This is a genomic window from Pseudomonas sp. C2B4, from assembly GCF_013359695.1.
Taxonomy (GTDB): domain Bacteria; phylum Pseudomonadota; class Gammaproteobacteria; order Pseudomonadales; family Pseudomonadaceae; genus Aquipseudomonas.
In genome coordinates, this window is sequence record NZ_JABFMU010000008.1 from 109,474 (window position 1) to 129,724 (window position 20,251).

At 55.4% G+C, this 20,251-nt stretch carries 17 protein-coding genes and 2 pseudogenes; 14 read left to right on the top strand and 5 right to left on the bottom strand.

All coding sequences use genetic code 11. The annotated features are described in order from the left end of the window. The first annotated feature begins 266 nt into the window (after positions 1-266). From HNQ83_RS08920 to HNQ83_RS08940, 5 genes are all read left to right on the top strand, one after another. Positions 267-785, top strand: coding sequence for a phage regulatory CII family protein (locus tag HNQ83_RS08920; RefSeq protein WP_175388620.1), 519 nt, complete (start codon positions 267-269; stop codon positions 783-785). Continuing rightward, positions 778-1,005, top strand: coding sequence for a TraR/DksA C4-type zinc finger protein (locus tag HNQ83_RS08925; protein ID WP_175388621.1), 228 nt, complete (start codon positions 778-780; stop codon positions 1,003-1,005). Before HNQ83_RS08920 ends, HNQ83_RS08925 begins: the two co-directional genes overlap by 8 nt. Further along, complete coding sequence (locus HNQ83_RS08930; RefSeq protein WP_175388622.1) at positions 995-3,214, top strand: VapE domain-containing protein; 2,220 nt, start codon at positions 995-997, stop codon at positions 3,212-3,214. Before HNQ83_RS08925 ends, HNQ83_RS08930 begins: the two co-directional genes overlap by 11 nt. Continuing rightward, positions 3,207-3,566 carry a hypothetical protein gene (locus HNQ83_RS08935; RefSeq protein ID WP_175388623.1) on the top strand — a complete coding sequence of 120 codons (360 nt, stop codon included), beginning with the start codon at positions 3,207-3,209 and terminating at the stop codon, positions 3,564-3,566. Before HNQ83_RS08930 ends, HNQ83_RS08935 begins: the two co-directional genes overlap by 8 nt. Before the next feature lie 528 nt (positions 3,567-4,094). Beyond that, positions 4,095-4,427, top strand: coding sequence for a phage holin family protein (locus tag HNQ83_RS08940; RefSeq protein WP_175388624.1), 333 nt, complete (start codon positions 4,095-4,097; stop codon positions 4,425-4,427). 138 nt (positions 4,428-4,565) lie between these two features. On the opposite strand, the gene HNQ83_RS08945 is transcribed toward HNQ83_RS08940, so the two are convergent. Next, entirely contained in the window at positions 4,566-4,766 is a 201-nt protein-coding gene (locus HNQ83_RS08945) for a KTSC domain-containing protein (protein WP_175388625.1), read from the bottom strand. A 221-nt stretch (positions 4,767-4,987) separates the two neighbouring features. Here HNQ83_RS08945 and HNQ83_RS08950 point away from each other — a divergent pair, with 221 nt between their 5' ends. Together HNQ83_RS08950 and HNQ83_RS08955 are read left to right on the top strand one after the other, a co-directional pair. Beyond that, on the top strand, positions 4,988-5,590 hold the full coding sequence (locus tag HNQ83_RS08950) for a terminase small subunit (protein WP_175388626.1): 603 nt from the start codon (positions 4,988-4,990) through the stop codon (positions 5,588-5,590). Positions 5,591-5,971: 381 nt separating this feature from the next. After that, positions 5,972-8,587, top strand: coding sequence for an AAA family ATPase (locus tag HNQ83_RS08955; protein WP_175388627.1), 2,616 nt, complete (start codon positions 5,972-5,974; stop codon positions 8,585-8,587). 208 nt (positions 8,588-8,795) lie between these two features. On the opposite strand, the gene HNQ83_RS08960 is transcribed toward HNQ83_RS08955, so the two are convergent. Next, positions 8,796-9,692, bottom strand: coding sequence for a LysR family transcriptional regulator (locus HNQ83_RS08960; protein ID WP_175388628.1), 897 nt, complete (start codon positions 9,690-9,692; stop codon positions 8,796-8,798). Positions 9,693-9,716: 24 nt separating this feature from the next. On the opposite strand from HNQ83_RS08960, the gene HNQ83_RS08965 reads away from it, so the two are divergent. Continuing rightward, the gene (locus HNQ83_RS08965; RefSeq protein ID WP_175388629.1) at positions 9,717-10,859 is read left to right on the top strand and encodes a DMT family transporter; all 1,143 of its coding nucleotides are present in this window, start codon (positions 9,717-9,719) and stop codon (positions 10,857-10,859) included. 227 nt (positions 10,860-11,086) lie between these two features. Continuing rightward, positions 11,087-12,426 (top strand): annotated as a pseudogene (flgE, locus tag HNQ83_RS08970) (flagellar hook protein FlgE). 296 nt (positions 12,427-12,722) lie between these two features. Here flgE and HNQ83_RS08975 read toward each other — a convergent pair. The 3 genes from HNQ83_RS08975 to HNQ83_RS08985 form a co-directional block, all read right to left on the bottom strand. Next, positions 12,723-13,163, bottom strand: a complete 441-nt coding sequence (locus HNQ83_RS08975) for a DUF6130 family protein (protein ID WP_175388631.1) — start codon at positions 13,161-13,163, stop codon at positions 12,723-12,725. A gap of 198 nt (positions 13,164-13,361) precedes the next feature. After that, the gene (locus HNQ83_RS08980) at positions 13,362-14,039 is read right to left on the bottom strand and encodes a shikimate kinase (protein WP_175388632.1); all 678 of its coding nucleotides are present in this window, start codon (positions 14,037-14,039) and stop codon (positions 13,362-13,364) included. A 124-nt stretch (positions 14,040-14,163) separates the two neighbouring features. Continuing rightward, positions 14,164-14,592, bottom strand: coding sequence for a hypothetical protein (locus HNQ83_RS08985; RefSeq protein WP_175388633.1), 429 nt, complete (start codon positions 14,590-14,592; stop codon positions 14,164-14,166). Positions 14,593-14,970: 378 nt separating this feature from the next. Between HNQ83_RS08985 and HNQ83_RS08990 the strand changes: the two genes are divergently transcribed. The 5 genes and pseudogenes from HNQ83_RS08990 to HNQ83_RS31115 all read left to right on the top strand — a co-directional run bounded on the left by HNQ83_RS08990 (position 14,971) and on the right by HNQ83_RS31115 (position 20,248). Further along, positions 14,971-15,405 (top strand): LexA family transcriptional regulator, encoded by a 435-nt coding sequence (locus HNQ83_RS08990; RefSeq protein ID WP_175388634.1) that lies wholly within the window; start codon positions 14,971-14,973, stop codon positions 15,403-15,405. Continuing rightward, a pseudogene (locus HNQ83_RS31595) lies at positions 15,389-15,511 on the top strand (hypothetical protein); the annotation flags it as partial. The gene HNQ83_RS08990 and the pseudogene HNQ83_RS31595, both read left to right, overlap by 17 nt. 118 nt (positions 15,512-15,629) lie before the next feature. Then, a complete protein-coding gene (locus tag HNQ83_RS09000) occupies positions 15,630-16,787 on the top strand; it encodes a site-specific integrase (RefSeq protein WP_010794485.1) in 1,158 nt (385 codons plus the stop codon). Positions 16,788-16,797: 10 nt separating this feature from the next. Beyond that, entirely contained in the window at positions 16,798-18,414 is a 1,617-nt protein-coding gene (locus tag HNQ83_RS09005) for a hypothetical protein (RefSeq protein ID WP_010794484.1), read from the top strand. Then, complete coding sequence (locus tag HNQ83_RS31115; RefSeq protein WP_010794483.1) at positions 18,395-20,248, top strand: site-specific integrase; 1,854 nt, start codon at positions 18,395-18,397, stop codon at positions 20,246-20,248. Before HNQ83_RS09005 ends, HNQ83_RS31115 begins: the two co-directional genes overlap by 20 nt. Positions 20,249-20,251 lie beyond the last annotated feature (3 nt).

The window sequence follows — 20,251 nt, forward strand, 5'->3', positions numbered from 1 at the left end:
CTCTCGGATCGCGATGTCAGAAGGCGAGCACACCACATGCCGCCGACTTTCATCACGTATCCAAGGCTCGGAAGCCTTGGTGTTGCTGCCGTTCTTACCACAGAGCTGGCAGCTGTTGCGCCAGGGGTGAACAACGGATTGTTCGCCCCGGCACGGTGCCGGTTATCCCCTGCAAGGGTTCCCGGCGTTTGGGCCATACCAAGCCACGCGACAAATGTATCACCACTCCCTGTCGCGCGGCACTGGCAACTTTTAGGATTAATGCCATGAGCCGAATCGCTCTCAGTTCTCTGGAACGGGCGCAGCGGGAAATCCTGCCGCTCGATTTAGCGCTGTATCACGCCGCCCGGGACTACCCGGGCGGTGCCGCGGCTATCGCTGCCACCACTGGGCGCAACCCGACCACGCTGCAGCACAAGTTGTCGCCGACCCATCCGAGTCATGCCATCAACATTCAGGAGTTCGGCGAGATCCTCGAACTGACCAAGGATCGCCGCATTTTGGATGCAGTGCATGCGCTGGTCGGCGATACGATCTGGCAAGAGCTGGCTGAGGCGTATACCCACGATATGCCTGAGACCCTGACTACCGGCATCGCCGAGTACTTCCGGCAGGTCGCGGATCTCGCCGAGACCTGGGCTAAGAGCATCGGCGACGGGGTAGTGACCGATCAGGAACTGGCGGCGATTCACCTGCAGGTATTCCGGGGTATTCAAGGATTGCTGGGGTTGTTCAATCGGGCCACCTTCGTCAACCGGGCGACGCGGGGTGCCGACCGTGGCTGACATCGCCGATTTCGCCAACGATCTGGTGCAGGAACGCATCGACCGAGCCATGGCCATGCGCAACGCTGCCAAATCCGGAACGTCTGCCCATTCCTTGCTGTTTTGCGAAGCCTGCGACGATCCGATTCCGGAAGCACGTCGCCTGGCCTCGCCGGGCTGCTCACAGTGCATCAGCTGCCAATCCCTCTCAGAAACGCGGGGGATTCGTCATGCTCGATGAGGTATTGGGGCAATTCGCCGATTATGGTCTGGAACCGGCGCAACCATTGGTGTTCGGCAAGCTGACTCGCTGCAGGACGACGCAGGACAAGGGCAAGGAGAAAAACGGCTGGTATGTCGTTCACGAGCAGCGCACCGAGAAAGGCGACACCCTGATCTTCGGCGCCTTCGGTGACTGGCGCTCGGGTGAGACGCAGAAGATCAAAGTGAAGGCCGGCCGCATGTCGCCGGAAGAGCGCGAAGTGATGCGCGCCCGCCAGGAAGAAGCCAAGCGCCGCGCCGCCGAAATCGCGAATAACGCTGCGCGGCGGGCCGCGAAAAGGGCGCAGGGTTTGTTCGAGCGCATGCCCACCACTGGGCGAAGCGACTACCTGGACCGCAAGCAGATCGTCGGCATCAAGGTCCGTTACGCGCCGCGCACCGGTGCGGTACTGGTGCCGATGAACAATGCCCGCGACCAGGTCATGGGCCTGCAAGTGATCTTCCCGAACAAACAGGAGGACACCGGCCGCGACAAGTCCTACTGGCCTTACGGGATGGCGAAGGAGGGCACCTTTCACCTGCTCGGTCCACACCCGGTCCCGGGCGAGCCGGTACTGGTCTGTGAGGGTTACGCCACCGGCGCCAGCCTGCACATGGCGACCTCGCTCGCCGTGGCGGTGGCCTTCGACGCGGGCAACTTGTTGGCCGTGTGCAAGATCATGCGCGAGCGCTTTGCCGGCTGCCCATTGATCATTTGCCGCGACGATGACTGGAAGACCACCAAGCCCAACGGTGAGGCTTGGAACCCCGGCGAGGAGAAGGCGAGCAACGCCGCGCTGATCGCCGGTGCCCAGGTCGTGGCGCCGATCTTCTCGCTCGAGCGCCATGACAAGTGGACCGACTTCAACGACCTGCACGTTGCCGAAGGCTTGGAAGCGGTGCGCCGTCAGGTAATGGCTGTGGTCCGTCCACCGGCGGCCGGTGGCTGGAAGGATCAGCTTGCTCGCAGTGAGAGCGGCGCGCTGATCGCGCACATGCAGAACGTCGAACTGATCCTGGCCCATGATGAGCGCTGGGCCGGGGTGATCAGCTACAGCGCCTTCAGCTCGAAGATCGTCAAGCTGCGTGCAGCACCCTATGGCGGTGGCACCGGCGAGTGGGCGGACATTGATGACGTGCGGGTGATGAAGTGGCTCGCGCAGCAGTACAACTTGCGGGTGAAGTCCTCCCACGTGATCGAGGCGGTGAGTGTCGTCGCGCATGACCACGCGTTTCATCCGGTGCGCGAGTACCTGAAAAAACTGGAGTGGGATCGCGTGCCACGCCTCGAAGCCTGGCTCACCGACGTGATGGGTGTACCGGCCTGCGACTACACCGCCAAGGTCGGCAAACGCTGGATGATCTCGGCCGTGGCGCGCGTGATGAAACCTGGCTGCAAGGCCGACTCGGTGATGATTCTTGAAGGCGCACAGGGGGCCGGTAAGTCGACCGCGATGAGCGTGCTCGGTGGTGAATGGTTCATGGATACGCCGTTTGCCTTGGGTGACAAGGACGGCTTCCAGGCGATCCGTGGCAAGTGGATCGTCGAGCTCGGCGAGCTGGACAGTTTCAACAAGGCCGAAAGTACCAAGGCCAAGCAGTTCTTCTCCGCCTCCACCGACACCTACCGCGAGAGCTACGGCCGAAGAACCATGGACGTGCCACGCCAGTGTGTATTCGTCGGCACCACCAACCAGGACGAGTATCTCAAGGACGCCACTGGCAACCGGCGCTATTGGCCGGTGGCCTGTACCAAGGTCGACGCGGACTTGCTGCGTGAGATCCGCGACCAGCTCTGGGCCGAGGCGGTGTTCAGTTACGAGGCGGGTGACCTGTGGTGGGTGACCCCGGACGAAGCGCCGCTGTTCGCCGAAGCCCAGGACCAGCGCTTTGTTGTGGACGAGTGGGAAGGCCCGATCCTGACCTGGCTGGAGGAATCACAGATCGGTGAGACCGCCACCGGCAGTGAGGTGATGAGTCAGGCACTCAAACTTGATCCCGGGCACTGGGGCAAACCGGAGCAGATGCGCGTCGGCGCGATCATGCATCGACTGGGTTGGCGACGTTTCCGCTTGGGTGCCTTGAGCAAGAGCGGGCAGCGGCCTTGGGCGTACAAGAAACCCGAGCATTGGGGCAGGGCACCTGTGCTGCAAGAGGACGAGTTCGAGGAGCCATGTTTCGATGATTAAGGCAATCGATATGGCCCTCAAACAATGGGCGCAGGAGCTGCACGGTGACGTCGCCGCCGCCGGTTACTCGGGCGGCAATATGGTCGCGATGATGATGGAGAGCGGTGGTCAACTCGTGCGCGGTAGGCGCGGGAGCCGAGTGCCGCTGGAGGCCTCGCTGGACATCGAGCGCATCGTCAAGAAACACCTCGATCCCGAGCTGATGGCGGTGGTGCAGGTGCATTACTGTCAGCCTGATGCGCCACTGGCTACGCGTCTGGCGCAGAGCGGCTGCACCCGCAATATCTACTACCAGCGCCTGCATGACGCCCACATCGTGGTCGAGCACTTCCTCCTGGGGGAAGCGGCTTGATCGTGGGCATTCCTCTGGCTCACGCCGTCCCACCGGCCTGCCTCCGTCCCACCGCTTTTTGCGGTGGTGGGACGGGCGCAGGCCGCGAAGTTGGTGGGTTGTCCCACCGTCCCACCTTTTTCCTGCCTCCCGCCCGTGTGTGCGTAGCGGGTACAGGTATGCGCGTTTACGCGCACGCGTGCTTTTTAAATTTCTCTCTTTACACGAGAAAGGAGAGATAAAAGTAGGACGGTGGGACAGAGCCCCAATCTGCGGGGCTTTCAGGCGTCCCACCTTGTTTTAAAGAGGTGGGACGCATGGGACACCACCAAAGCAAAAGAAGCGAAAAGACAGCCGGGATAGATATTCACCGACGTTCGCTAGGCGTAACCCACACATTCACCGGATGGCATCAAAACGGTCTTGCTGCCACCAGAATCGATCTGTAAAAAGGGGCCATCTTCGATGGGTGCGACCGCAACGCGCGGCAGTCCACCCACTACCTGACCCGGCCAATGCGCCGGGTCTTTTTGTTTAAGGGGCAGGGCCATGACAAACGAGCAACAGGCACTGGCAGAGATGCCGATCTGGTTGGTGATTGCCCTGTCCCTGGTCGGTGGCGTATCTGGCGAGATGTGGCGCGCTGACAAGGACGGGGCACGAGGCTGGGCACTACTGCGTCGGCTCACACTTCGCACCGGCGCCTGCGTTGTCTGCGGCGTGTCGACGATGATGTTGCTGTTTGGTGCGGGCCTGTCGATCTGGACCGCCGGCGCCCTGGGTTGCGTGACGGCAATGGCCGGCGCGGATGTCGCCATTGGCTTGTACGAGCGCTGGGTAGCCAAGCGGCTGGATCTGAGCGAGGCCGAATCGAAGGCATGAGCCTGTCAGGCCGGGCGGGGCGCCAGTTTTTCCGGGTCCTCCCCGAGGGCCGCCCCCTACACGGGCCATCGAACTCGCAGATTCTCTCTAGCTGAAACCTTTGCAGGGATGTCCGTCTTTCCAAGTGGAAGACGGGCCTCAGCACTGATAACGATCACGTATGTGCTGGTTGTAGTAGGCGCCTTTGGACACCGCTGCCATCAAGCCATTGTGTATGGCTGATGGGACACAGCAGAAATCGTAAGAGTGACCCTGTTCAAAGCGGATCCTCATCCGTCTCGTTGCTGGATCGTAGCCAATGGCAGTCATCGCACTGGAACGCACGGCAATCATTTCCATGACTTCTCTCCCTCTGACGAATCGTCCCCAGAGACTAGTCGAACGAGGCGGATCTGCAGCCCGGGCCACCGAAAAGGCGCCGGGGACCCTGAGGACTTTCAACGGACACGGGGTCGGAAACCCGCGGGATCGTGTTAGTGGGAGGCCCGTGAGCTTATTGAAATTTCAATCCACTGAAATCTTGAAAGGATTCATTGAAAAGCCGCTGAAAAGGAGAACTTATGAGCGCAACCATGTATCTGTCCAAAAGTGCCTTCGCCGCGCATATCGGCCGGTCACCGAGCTACATCACTTGGCTTAAGGAAAACGGCCGACTGGTCCTGTCTCCCAATGGTAAGCAGGTCGATGTGCTAGCCACCGAAGCGTTGATCCGCGATACCGCAGACCCGAGCAAGGCCGCGGTCGCAGCTCGCCACCAACAGCAACGGCTTCAACGTGATGTATACAGCCACGTCTCAGCGCAATCCGAGTCGACTATCACGGCTGCGCCACCGCCCGTGGATGAGGAACAGGGACAACTTCCCGATTTTCAGAAGGCCCGTGCGCATCGGGAACATTACCTGGCGCGGATGGCGGAGATGGAGTTTCGCAAAGCGCAGGGCGAACTGGTGGAAATCAGCTTCGTGCAGAAGGCGGCTTATGAAACGTCACGCTCGCTCAATCAATCGTTGATGAGCCTGTCGCCGCAATTGGCGCCGCAGTTAGCTGCCCTATCGGATTCATGGGAAGTGGAGAGGCAACTGACTGCCGCACTGCGCCAACGGCTTAACGAGGCGGCTCAAGTGTCCACCCACGATTTCGGTTTTGCACTGGATGAATCCTAACGGTATGGGCTGATTAGAGCCCATTCGGCCGGCAGCGTGATTCGGCGTTGTCTGCTTTCGACCCAAAGCCGCCCTTCGTGAAGGGCGGAAATCGGCCAATAGCTGTCCTTCGCGGAGTTCGGTTTGGGTCGGAAACTTCCGGTTGAGAGAGCGACCGACTTGCTCGCCAAATGGAATCTTGGTACCTCGCGCTTGCTCCACCTACTCATGGAGAGCAGCTGCTTCTTTGTATGCGGAAGCAGGTCCACCATCCCATACAGTCAGGTTGTCACAACGCGACGGAGTTGCGCAGGCGTCGTCATCCAGACTCAGGGCTCGCCGGCCACCAGGTAGCGACTGGTGCACTATCCTTACAACCTCACGGACTTAGAGAGGTAAGGCATGGCTATATACGAGGAAGTACTGGCTTGGTCGGAAAGGCTGTCGCCGTGGCGCAGCGACGCCTTGCGCCGTTTGTGTGTCCAGGGTGACTGGACTGATCAGGATCTTGCCGAAATACTCGATCTCGCTAAGCAACACCATGGGGTGAGAAGCGCCTTTCTGCCGGTTCTTCAGCCTGTCCCATTCGCCGAGGACCATTTCCCCGCCGAGGCGAATCGGGATCATACCGTCGTATTGCAGTCCCTGCATTCACTTACTAACGTGGGGAAGATCCCGAACAGTCAGGCTCTGAACTTCCAGCCGCATGGTCTCACCATCGTGTACGGCGGAAACGGCACGGGAAAGTCCGGTTACGCACGGGTGTTGAAGCAGGCGTGCCGTGCTCGGAGCCCAGGTGCTGTCTACGCCAATGCTTACGCTGCGGATTACCAGCAACTCATACCAAGCGCTGCTATTGACTTCGCGCTGGACGGCGCCGCCGAACAGACGACCTGGAGCAGTCATCGCGATAACGTACCGCAGCCAGAACTCCGGGGCGTTTCCGTTTTCGATGGCGACTGCGCTCGGCATTATCTCCAGTCACGTGAAGCTGCCAACTTTCAGCCATCTGCTCTGACTTATCTTCAGCAGTTGGCGAATGGACTCAATCAGGCTCTGCGTCCTGCGCTACAGGCTGAGATTACGGGCCTTGCAACAGACACGACACCGTTCAGTGTCATTCCGTCCGACACCGATGCCGGACGGGCGGTGCATCCGATTGGCCCTACCACTGATCTGACGCGAGCGCGTGAATTGGCTACGCTCGCCGATGATGAGCAGGCAGAGCGTGTACGACTTCCGCAGGAAATCAGCGAAGCGGACCCAACTGCCCGGGCCTCGCTACTTGAACATGCTGCAACGCGGGTCGATGAATTGGCCAGCCTCATCGCTGTGGTGGCCGGCGTAGTGTCTGATGAGGCTATCGATGCCAAGCACCAGGCACATCGAGCCGTCGTTGAGGCTGAGACAGCTGAACGTGCAGCGTCCGCCATGTTGCAGGCAGGAGATGCTACACAGCTACTTCCGGGAACGGGGCAAGGTCCTTGGGCGTTACTATTCAACGCTGCTCGTGAGTACTCGTCCAGCACTGCATATCCAGGACAGGCCTTCCCGGTCACCTATGACGATGCAGTCTGTGTACTTTGCCAGCAAGAGCTCAGTCCTGAAGCGCAGGACCGCTTGCAACGATTCGATCACTACATTCGAGACCGGGCGGCGGAGACTGCTCAGGCTGCACGCAACGCTTGGCAGCAGATCGTTCGAGAAGTCGGTCAAGCAAGTGTCGACTTCATAGTTGCCCCTAACATGCTGGAGAGCCTGAGGGCACGTGTGGCAGCGCTTCCGGACGATATTCAGACCTTTCAGGATGACTTGGTCGCCCGACTTCAGTGGCTCAAAAGAGCGGCGGTTACTGGGGTATGGCAGGATTGTCCTGGGTATCGTGGAGCGAATCCAGTGGCGTCGATCACTCAGGTTGCGGAAGTTCTTCGCGTAGAGGCGGGCCGCCTGCGCGCAAACATGGATGCAGAGGCCTTAGCGGCCAAAAAGCTACGGTTGAAAGAGCTGGAAGCGCGGCAGCTACTTTCCGAGCATATCGAAGGCATAGCACGGGTGATTGATAACCTGGCCCACAGAGCTCGACTCCAGAATTGCCTAAATGACATTGCAGCCACACGGCCTATTAGCGTGCTGGCTGGCCAACTGGCTCGGACTTACATCAGTGAGGCTCTGGCTGGACGCATGAACGAGGAGCTCACTAGGCTGGAGCTTAGGCACGTTGAAGCTGGAGTCAGCTCAGCAGGTGAGGCCGGGGCAGTGCGCCTAGGAATTCAGCTATTGGACTGCCAGCTTGCCCCGCACCAAGTGTTAAGCGAGGCAGAGCAGCGTATGTGTGCTCTAGCCTACTTCTTCGCTGAGCTTCACCAGTCGGGATCGACTTCCGGAATCGTTTTCGACGACCCGGTCTCAAGCCTCGACCACAGCCATCGAACCGCCGTCGCGCAACGAATTGTCGAAGAGTCCTCCCACCGGCAAGTCATTGTATTCACCCACGACGCTGTATTCTTCGGTGAACTGTTAACACTCTGCCAAGATGCGGGTCTGGCACCTGAAGTGAGGTCGATCAGCTACCGGGCGGAAGGCCCTGGCTACGTCGATGCCGGTTTGCCGTATGACATGCGCCGGCACCGCGAGCGCATCGCGCAACATCGTCGTGACCAGCAGCAAATTGCAGCATCCTTCAATACCCCTCCCGGAGACACTGAGCGGTATGCGATCCGTAATGCATACAGTGATCTTCGCGTGACGATCGAAATCGGTATCGAGGACACGATACTTAACGAAACCGTTGTCCGGTTCCGCGATGGAATTTCAGTAGGCCGACTTAACGGCGTGATGGCTGTGCAGGAGCAGGAATTCCGTGAAGTACAACGCCTGCACGACCGATGCTGCCGCAATGTGAGCGCGCATTCACATGCGGCCGGCCAGCAGCGTCCCGTAACACATCCTGATGAGTTGCTTGGGGATATTGAGGCCGTGAACACGTTGTTTACGCGTATCCGAAGCCGAAGGGGCTGAGTCGGCAGTTACGTGAGCATCTTTGCAGTGCCTGGCAACCTCCGGCGCGAGGGTGCTTACGACCCAATATAGTTGCCGGTGGTGACAGGTAGAAAACGGCCAGAAGCGGGCACTCAAAGCATCTACAAAACTGAGGTCGATTCCCGACATACCCGTGCCCTTGTCATTAAGGCTACTGGGGACTGAAGAAATGGAAGACAGTTCTGACTCATTGCAGGTCTTGAAAGAGCAGACGCTCTGAAAGGAAAGCTATGAACACCCGGATTCTGGCTGGAACATAATCGCCAGCTGCCCTGACCGCATATATTCCAGAAGTGGTCGGCCCTGAAAAAGCTTGCAGCAGCGGTATCAGCCGACCGGCTTGCACATCCTCACTCACCATGTACCTGGGCAAGCGAGCAATGCCTGTACCGGCCAGGCATAACGTGCGAATGGCGTCGAGACTATTGCAGGTAAAAGCGCCCTCGATGGGAATCGCCTTACTGGTGGATGAACGAAACTCCCAGTCGTTGAACCGGCTTTCAAAATTGAGTTTCAGGCAGGAGTGACCAGCGAGTTCGCCCGGTTCGGCGGGAACACCGTGTGCTTCAAGATATGCCGGGGAGGCGCACACCAGACGCTCGTTGGCACTCAGTTTATGAGCAACCAGACTCGGATCGGATAACACCCCGCTTCTGATTGCCACATCAATGCGCTCGTGCCTGATATCGAGAACGGCGTCGGTCAGGGTCAAATCAATTTTTATCGCCGGATAGAGCCGCATGAAGTCGATCAGCGCCGGCACCACATGGTGCTGGCCGAGCGCATTCGGCGCCGACACTTTCAACGTCCCTCGCGGCGCCTCTGACTCATGCATAACGGCAGCTTCCAGTGCCTGGATATCCTCCAGGATCGGTCGAGCCAATTGCACATACCGTTCGCCGGTTTGCGTCAGAGACAGGGTTCGCGTTGTGCGCGACAGTAACTGTGTGCCGAGCCGATCCTCCAGACGCTGAACCCGTTTACTGATAGCCGAATGGGTCATCTTCAGCTTGCGCGCAGCAGGCGAAAAGCCGCGTGCATCCACCACGGCAAGCAGGATCGCCATATCGCTGTACTTGTCCATTTGCACCTCTTTTTTTGTTCCGTTATGGAACAGGTGCTGGTCAAAAGCAACGAATTCCTTTTTGTTTTTCCATCCTTGAGAATCTTTCCGCAGGGACTGATCGCGTCTTGTTCCTTTCTGTTCCAGCGGGGCGCGAACCCGGTGATTAATTCCTCCTGGAGGTCGGTGATGAAAGACTCAACGTTATCCATCACAGGTATCAGTGCAGCGGTTGCGGCCTCCCTGACATGGTCGATGAATTTTGTCGCCCCTCTGGTCATTGGCAAGTATTCGATATTTGACTTGGCCGCATGCCGATTCATCATCGCCGGGCTGATCGGGGGGCTGATCCTGATTGCCAATATCAAAGCCTGGCGTCACCTGACCCTCAACGATTGGCGGGTCGCCGCCGGGCTTGGCTTCATTGGCTACGTGGGCTATTTCATCGCCGTCGTCATCGCGTCGACCTATGCCGGACCTGTTATCGCACCTGCCTTTCTAGGCCTTGTGCCTGTCGTGCTGGCCATCAGTGCAAATGTTCACGGCGGGATCTCCTGGCGTTCACTTAAAACGCCCTTTGCACTGGCCGCGCTCGGCTTGTTGCTGGTCAACAGCCATAGCATCGTCCGGTTCGAGGGCGAGTCATTCACCACCCTGGCCTTCGGAATCGGCGCCTGCGTCGCGGCGGTTGCACTGTGGGCCTGGTTCGGATTGGCCAATCAAAAAGCATTGATGAAAAGGCCCGGCATAAATCCCTGGGTCTGGACCGCCATGATGATGATTGGCGGCAGCCTGCAAACGCTCATATTCCTCCCGGCGGGTGATGCCCTGGGTTTATTCCAGGCCCCCACGCTCGGTTTCGGGCAAGACGCTATCGGCCACCTTTACGTGCCGGCATTTGTCCTGGCGGCCGTTGCGTCGATTGGTGGCGCATGGGCCTGGACCATCGCCACCCAACGTTTACCCATGGCACTGGCCAGCCAGTTGTTGTCACTGGAAATTGTCTTTGCTACTTGCCTGGGACTTCTATTTTGCTACAGATGGCCCACGGCGCTTGAGGCGATGGGCATCACATTGATTGTCGTGGGGGTAGTTAAAACGATCAGCGTATTTCATGGCAGCGCCGTGGATAAATTGTCGGTGAAGCTCATCATTCGGCAGTGCCAGAGGCGGAATGAGAATTTATAGCCGATAACTGCCTGTTGATTGCGGCAGTCATTATCCGACTTCGTCCGAACAAGTTTTCCATAACTTTCGCATCTTAAAAATTCGCGTCCGAGTTTGAATTACATACTAGCATCGGGCGTTGCTGATGATTTTAAACGTTTAATGGATTAACCCTAAAAGCCGGGGGTAGTGCTGTGCGCATCATAAAGTTTTAACTCTATTGCTGAAAATAACTTAAGGAAATAGCCATGTCGTTTAATATTGGGCTTAGTGGTCTTCGTGCAGCCAATAAGCGGTTAGAGGTCACCGGTAATAACATTGCCAACGCCGGAACTGCGGGGTTCAAAGCGTCTCGTGCGGATTTCGCTGACGTGTACTCAGGAGCCCGGTACGGATCGGGCAGTAACGCCGTTGGCAGTGGTGTACGCTTGGCGGCTGTTTCTCAGAATTTCCGCCAGGGCAGCATGAGTGGCGCATCCGGCAACGTTCTGGACATGGGGATTCAAGGTCAGGGTTTCTTCGTACTGAATGACAAGGGTGCGTTGAGTTACACCCGCGCTGGAGCCTTTACTACCGACGACAAAGGGTATGTCACCACTGCTGACAGAACCTCACGGTTACAGGGCTATGGACTGGACGCAAACGGTCGAATTCAGACTGGTGTTTTGACGGACTTGCGAATTGATGCCTCTAACATGGCACCAAAAGCGACCACAAGCACCTCTTCAACGATCAATTTGAAATCCACAGATTCCCCAATTGATCAGATCGAACATCCTTTCGATCCAACAAAATCGGATAGTTATTCTCACGTGTTCACCAGCACGATTCATGACACTCAGGGCAACCAGCATGCAGTCGATCAGTACATGGTGAAAACGGGCGCCAATACCTGGAAAACCTACACCTTGATAGATGGACGCAACCCCGATGGTTCAGTATTTAGCGAAGCCACGCAAGCACCGCTGACATTGACTTTCGCGAACGACGGGCGTTTAACCAATATCACCCCTCCCGCTCCACCCGCTACAGCCCTCTGGATATCAACGGTACGACCATTACCTTGCGAGGTACCGGAGCAGGCGCCTGGGTGCCCGGTACAGTTAAAGACGGTGTATGGGCACCGAACGGCGCAGCAGCTAATGGAGCAGGAGTGACCTTTGAGATGGCCAAAACCACTCAGTTCGGGACTGATTATTCACAAATCGCAAAAGTACAATACGGTTATAAACCGGGGCAAATCACCGGCATTACCATTGATGAAACGGGGACTATGTTCGCGCAATTCAGCAATGAGAGGAGCAAGCCGATTGGTCAGATAGCGTTGGCTAGCTTTACGAATGACCAGGGATTGACACCCATCGGCAGCACAAGTTGGAAAGAAAGCCGGGCATCTGGTGCGCCAAATTACGATGCGCCCACCGCTGGTGTTTTGGGATCGGTCGAGTCAGGCGTACTCGAAGAGCTTAATGTCGAAATTGGGGATGAACTGGTAGAGCTGGTGAAGGCCCAAGCTTTCTACCAGGCAAATGCGAAAACCATTTCTACGGAAACCACGGTGACGCAAACTCTAATCCAGATGACTTGAGTCTATCGTTGCTGGTAAAAATCAAAAGCCCGGCTGTCAGGGTCGGGCTTTTTTAACTTTCAATCATCTTCACTTTCGTACTCACAACTGAATGACAGTTCCTCGCCGATTATTGTCTGTATCGAAAAGCAGCAAGCGCCTCCTAGCACACCTTTGCTGCAAAGCGGCTTCCGACTGAGTAAAGGCACTCCGTAGCACTTAATAAATCCGAAACTATAAACACCACAGCCGTTAGCAATGGCGACCCAAGGTCATGGTTTTACCGTGTGAACATCGTTCGCTTGGGGGGCGTCCGATTATTTCTTCTCGGGGACTATAAAACTAACGGTCGTGCTGGTGAGGATGTGGTGAGTCGGGTCGGCCACTTCCAGGAGAACTTTGTGAGTACCGGGTGTCAGTCCAACCAAGATGATCGGGTCTTCGCTGGAATGTGCCCATGTACCTTTCCAGTCATCGACGGTCACGTGGAGGTGGCCCAGACGCGGAGAGACGTCACCAGCGGCTTTGCCGAATACAGGCATGATCCTGGCGTGTTCTGTCCGATACTGAATAATGACAACACCGCGGGCGAGCGGCTCGGCAAGCGGCGCAAAGGCAATGAGTTTTGGCGGCAACTCAGATTCCAATGGAAGTATTGCCGGAGGGTGATTGGTATCTGCTACTTCTTGGCCGAGTGCTGCCAGGCAAAAAATGCCTACCCATGCAAAGGCCAATAGATTGTTCAAGGCGAGGGGCATGGCGATTTTCTCGCGTGTGATCTTACAAAAGACTAGATCAAATCGACCCGCTGTCTATGGTGTAGAAAAGGTGCCACAGTGGTCCGCTGCTGGACGATTTGTGCCTCTTGCGAAAGGCCGCTTTTGGCCGATTTCTGCCTGTTGCGAGGAGCAGAAATCTACCAAAAACGTACGTCTAAGTGAGTGGGTGTTGAACTACTAATGCGCGGGCACAGCGTAGGTAACGTCAGCATGTTCGTGTGGACGAAATTCAGCGTGATACCGAATGACCTCTTCTGCCAACCCGAGATTGCTTACCGGACTAGACGAAAATAGGCTGGCGACCTCTCTTGCTTTAGCCAGGACGACATCGACTGGCTCTTTGATATTTAGCTCATCCTCATCTGACCAAAAATCGAATTGCATTCGTTTGATATAGATGTTTGCTGCAAGTGCAAGCTGAATTCGTCCCAGCACCTGGTGCAGACAAACACCTTCCACTACATAGCCTTCGAGCTTCTCCAAGGTAGCCTTAAGCTTTTGGTAGTCAATATGCTGAACATACCCGCCCATATCCTTCTCAAGGAAGGAGTCCAAGCTTATGCAAGGTAGCCCAAGGGCTCCCGAAATCTCGCGAGCCAGCGTAGACTTACCCGCTCCATCGATTCCATCAACGCCGATACGCGTCGCACCCATTGCGCGGATCGCGTCTATCGCTTCCTGTGAACTTATGCAGTACGTCATATTGAGCCTCGCTAACATGAAGTGTTGCTGCCAATTGACTAGTCTGGAAGTAAAGGGAGCAGTTAAACAATAAGTAAAATGTGTCACTTCTGCAGAAATCTTATTAGGGCGGGTTTCAAATTTACCTACGGCCAGAGTCGAGAGAGTGAGCACCCATTGATCCAATAACCGGTAACGACTGCCCTCTTTTGGTGGTTTCTGGCCCGGGACTAGCCTGGACAGATACCCAGCGAGATGGACGATGTGGTCTCGGTGGGTTCTTACAGCCTGTCTAGACTCAGAATGCAGTTGGAGAAAGATCCATGCTCATGCTTGTGTCGATAGATATCCGATACTTTTTTGTGTCGCCTGCACTCATCACCAAAGATCGCTCTTTCAGCCCGCCACCACAGATGGTTGTGGAGTTCACGCCAATGATCCTTTCACCAACAGGTAGGTAAAATTTAGCGGTTTCGCCTGAGCCTATCTCTGCCGATTTTTTTCCGTCGATGTACACGATGGTGTAGCACGCTGAGCCTGTGAAGCCACTATCACGAGTAACTATCAGTGTCCCGTATTGGCCGGCGGGCTTACTCTGAAATGCTGTGAGCCTACTTGCTGGAACGGGGGCTGCTTGGTCTGAGGGAATGGGAGAGGTTGAACAACCCGCCAAAATTATTGAAGAGATCGCAAGTAACCCGATTAAACGCATAGTCTGGTTGTCCATTCACGACTCTAGAGAGCACGGAAATTACCACGCTCCTGCGTGAATTTTAAGTCCTTGATGAGCCTATGGTGGGTGATTGCACGGACTTGCCCACCTGTTTTCATTCGACCTGACCAGCCTTTTGCATAGGGTTCGACCAACTCGTTTCGTGGCCATGACAGGCAGAGAACGACCGAGAGCCGCTCTTCACGGAATGCAATTCGCAATCTCCGGCGGCACATCGAAATTCGGTCAGGTTTCAGCTCTCCTGACTTCCTGGCTAACCTCCAAACGTCCTCCCAGAAAACCCATCGGTCGCAATTTTCCCTCCCGAGATTGACCGCAAGCACGCTTCGACGTTAACTGTATGCATATACAGTTTTGGTTAAGGCATTCAACATGAGCGTCACCATCCTCGGCCCCCTGGCAGAAGGGGGAGTTCAGCTTCCTTTCTACTCCTTCAAAGTCCCAGCGGGATTTCCATCACCGGCGGCTGATCACCTGGAACAACACATCTCCATCGACGAACTTCTGGATATCCGAGCACCGCATATTTACCTGGTGCGTATCGAAGGCCACAGCATGGAAGGTGTAGGAATCTTCGATGGTGATATGGCTGTGGTTGATCGTTCGATAACAGCCGAACACGGGCACATCGTGATTGCTGCAGTGAATTGCGAACCTGTCTGCAAGCGCTTGTGCAAGCGTGGCCCCAATATCATCTTGATGTCCGAAAACCTTGGTTATCCGCCACGCTATATCCTCGAGGGCGATGAGCTGATCATCTGGGGTGTGGTGACGTTCAGTGTGCGCGCTCATGATCCAAAAGCCTGATCCTGTCTTCGCGCTGATCGACTGCAATAGCTTCTACGCGAGCTGTGAGCGCGTGTTCCGTCCAGACCTGGCCAAGACACCCATCGTGATGCTATCGAACAATGATCTGAGGGATTGCTTCCGTTAGTAAATGAATTACAGTCCGCACCACCTTGATAGAAGCCTGAGAAATTACATTCCAGCCTCTGAAGGGGAGTCATCTGGATGGTGTTTAAGGCTGTGAAATGAGGCTGGTGTTCGCAACAAAAGACCTTGCTGTAGCGGGTCGATCATTCGAAGGTTTCCCTCTGTTGGTTGGCGCCGACGGTTGGCCAGTGGAGCCGGCGCAATCTTTCCTTTGGCACACGCTAGTCGAGTCAGGTGAGGCACTCAGTGCTCTGACGTGGGAGGCCTATGGACGCCGTCTGTTCGACTACTTCGCCTTCCTCGAGGCCAATGGTCTGGCCTGGAATGAGGAGAGTCAGGCAGATGGCCTGAGCGTCCTGTCGCGGTATAGAGACTGGTCGAGCGGTGAGTTGGAACTAGATCCCAGCACTCTGAACAAGCGACTGAACCTAATTGTGAGGTTCTACCAATGGGCCAAGCAGCGTGATCTGATCGCAGCGCTGCCCTTTGGCGAGCGAAGGGTCAGAGCGACTCCGCATTCCGGCTTCCTCAGTCACGTAGCTCGTCCTAACGCCGAGAGTACGAAGCCCTCAGTGATGGTGCGAGAGCGTAAGCGATTGACCAAATTCCTGACCAAAGATCAGGCTAAGGTTTGCCTCGCCCTCGATGCCGATCCAAGTCACCGGATCTTGTTCCATCTGATGGTTCGCACTGGTCTTCGCTCCTGCGAGGCGCGCACTTTCCCTTTCAAGTACGTCTTTAATCCTCGGCTGAAGAAGGGCCTCCGCCCTGGGCAAATGATCAGCGTGGCTCTCGAGCCATCGGACATGCATCTCAAGTACGGCCGCCCTCGAACAATTGACGTGCCTTGGTCGCTGATGGAGGAAATGTGGTCGTACACGCTTCATGAGCGCGAAGTACGGAAAGCGGCCGGCAACGGGCGCGCCACGGCCTTGGTGCTGACAAGGGAGGGGCGGCAGTACACGAAAGACTCCATCGTCGACGTGATGAAGGCGTATGAGCGCAAGTGCGGATTTTATGTTAGGGCCCACATGCTTCGTCATACCTATGGGACTTATACCCTTCTTGCCCTGAGGAAAAGCCGAGACTTTAAAGGAGAGCCATTGCTCTATGTCCGAGACAGGATGGGACACTCCGACGTTCAAACAACGATGGTGTACCTGCATCTCATTAATCAGCTAGAGGCTCAGTCTGTCCTTGCTCATGAAGACGAGATAGACATGATGTTTATGGCCGTCTCTACTCCAAGCATCTGAGGTACTACTGTTGGCCCGAAAGAAAAACTATAAAGCTGAAATGCAATCGGTCACTAAAGGATTCGAGACCGTAGAGAATGAGCTTAGAATCGATCTTCCGAAAAATCCCCGGAATGTAACTAAGATTGATCACTCTCAGTACATTGGGTTTGGCTTTGACGCATGGGCTATTCAGAGTATTCATGTAATCAGAGCACTGGTCAATGGAGGGAATTTCTCCCTGGCCACTCTTGTAGGGTACTCCAGCAATGGCCTTCGATATTTCATGGCCTTCCTGAAAAGCGGAACGATTGATTCTCCGCCGTCAACCCCGAACAGCCTGACCAAGCGGCATCTTGAGCGATATGTTTCGTGGCTTAAGCTCAAGTATCCAAACGGGTCAACTGCGAAGAACTATTACACGTCGCTGAAGTCATTGATCATCAGCCTAATTGAATACGGATTCGTTGAGGCGGATAAAGATGATCTACTTCCAGCCGTTCCTTTCCCCCATACCGCGAAATCGACCAATGACGCGAAGCCGCTCAGTCTCTCGGAAATGCAGGGGCTCATCACTGCGCTAAAGTCAGATTTAGTAGCCATTCATAAGGGCTTATTCTCTGGAAATGACGCCGAAGCAATGACGGTCTTATTGCTGATTACTGCGGCCAGATCTGGAATTAACACTACGCCGCTTCTGGAAATGTCTAGAGATGCACTCCAGCCGCATCCATTCATCCCCAATCTTCGGCTCTTGAACACCGTAAAAAGACGCGGCAAGGGTGCTCAGAGCAAAACCATTCGACAAACTGAACTGCATGACGGATATAACCCAATTCCTTTAGATGGGGTGGCTGTTGTAAATAAGGCTTTGGCAATTTCTGAGCCACTGGTTGGGTTTGCGCCTGAAAAGCTTAAGTCGCATGTTTGGCTTTACCGCGCCGGACAGAATGGGCATGGTCATAGGGTAGTCGCGCTGGCTTCCAGTACGCTATTTCAATCAACAAAGAGTATCTGTGCGCGGCATGCTTTGAAGGACGATCAGGGCCAACCGCTGATCGTTAATCTCAGTCGTCTTCGAAAGACTATGGAAAGTAGGCTTTGGAAGCTCAGCGGCGGCGACCTACTGGAGGTGTCCGCTGTGATGGGCCATTCCCCTAGCGTTGCTGATAACCACTATTTGAAGATAAATGACGAGATCAAGGTTGAGGGTGCCACCTTCGTAGGGGAAGCATTCACCGATCAGCTGCGTGGCATCAACGTCACACCGACACCCCCAGGAGGTTGCAAAGATAGCCTCTATGGAAGCCTGGCACCCAAAGATGGCGTTACCCATTGTTCCGAGTTCATTCATTGCTTGACATGTCCTAGTTACGCAATTGTAGGGACTCTCGGAGACTTGTATCGACTGTTCAGCTATCAGCAGTTTTTGCACGCTGAGATGGAGTATTTTTTAACGGATGAGTGGGCGGCATGGCGGAAACGCCAGGGCGATTTCATCAGGCTTATTGACGAGTTTACGTCTCGAAAATTCAAGATTGAACTGATCGAAGCGGCTAAAGCCAAAGCGAAAGCGTCCCCTCATCCGTTCTGGGGATGCAAGATTGAGTTTATGAGGAAAGTTCGAGGTGACGCTCTTGTCGGCTAATCGGAACTCTAGGGCCGCCCTTAAGGCCTATGATGTGCTATTCGCGCAACCTGTAACTGCCTCGGGCCTCAGCAAGGCTGAGCGTGATGCGATAGTTATTAGTGCCATTGTTAATGATCGTGGCGAAACTCTTGTATTAAGCCGCTTTGGCGATGCTCGCTGGGATCTTCGACCTTTCTTTGATCAATCTAACGTAAACGAGGGGCACAAGTACGTCAGTTGGGATTTTAATCTCCCACCTGAGATGATTGATGACTGCAAAGCAGTTGCGTATGCATGGTTCAAGAGAGGGCTTCCAGGGTCAAAGCCACCTGTCGCACGGGGTATTACAACTCTCGTCAGTGCCAGTGTCATTCCATTTATTCGTTGGCTTAGCGATTTAGAGCTTGAACGATTTTCCGATGTTCGGCCCATACACATTAGTAATTATATTCACCATTGCAAGTCAGAGTCGTTAAGACCAATGCCTCTTTATTCCAGGCTGCGGATAATTGACTTTTTATGGATATTCTCTGCCGAAACCCTTTCCCCTCTTCAGTGTTTTCCGTGGGGGGACTCGTCCCTGTGGCGAGTCAGCGGAATTGGAGAAGCAAGGGGTACTTCGGCTGCCAATAAGAATACGGGTAGAACGGATATAATTCCGCCAGATGATCAGGCGAAGATCTTCAACTATTGCGAGCAGATCGTTCATAAGACGAAAGAAGATCTGAAAGCCACCGGAATTGACACTTTCACTCGCCGCAGCCCCAAAATGATTCGTTGCCGCGATGCTGTTTTGTACATTGCATCCATTACCAGTGGCATGCGTAACGAAGAGGTCATCGGGATTGAAGTCGGTGCGTGGCGAAAAGAGGTAGTGGATGGCGTTACTTACTGCTGGGTAACCACGACCGAGCATAAAACGGGAAAGGGACGAGTCGACTATCTTGTCCCTGAGCTTACGCTGGATGCGTTGAATCTCTTCGCCATGTGCTCAACCCCCATGAGAAGGGAGCTCGAGGCGGAGTTGAGTGACCTTGAACTGTCATGCAATTCAGTTGACTCCGCTGATCTTTTGCTTCGATTGGAGAAAGCCAGAAAGGACTCGAAGAGACTGTTCCTCTGCTTGAATGGGTACGGCAACAAAGCCGAACGTGTTGGACACATCGAAGTGCTCAGCGCCGCAGGTTCCAATGAAGCCTTCAAGCGCGTCGCAAAAGCGGCTGGAAGTGATTGGCCATTGCGGACTCACCAGTGCCGTCGCACCTATGCCCGGTGCTTCGTTGAGTCTCGCATGGGGCGTACCTCGCTCGTCTTCCTCAAGTGGCAGTTCAAACACAGCAGTATGAGCATGACTCAGCTCTATGCCTCCAACCCCCTACAGGATCTCACCCTGTTCGATGAAATCCTCCAACAGATGACGGAATTCAAGATCGATCTCATCGAGTCGTGGTTGGATGATCAGCCACTTGCTGGAGGGGCGGGTGAGAGGATCATGGAGCTACGTGCCATTCCGATCAAAGATCGGAGTGCCTTGCTGGCCCAGACAGCCCCCCATGCAAACATTCGAGCGACTGGTCATGGCTGGTGCATCGCGACAGAACGGGGCTGTGGTGGGGCTGGTTTGTATGAGGCAACCCGTTGTCCTGGCTGCAAACACTCTGTGATTGACGAGACCTTTGCCACCACGTGGCAGGGGATCTACTCGCATCAGCTGGAGCTGATGGAAATCGACGATGCCGGGCCGGCTGTAAGGCAACGGGCAAAACGTGATATGCAGGTCGCATTCGACGTAATCAGCAGCCTTGGCCTGTCTCCTTTGGACGCTCGCGACAGTGACCCAACGCGAACTTGAAGG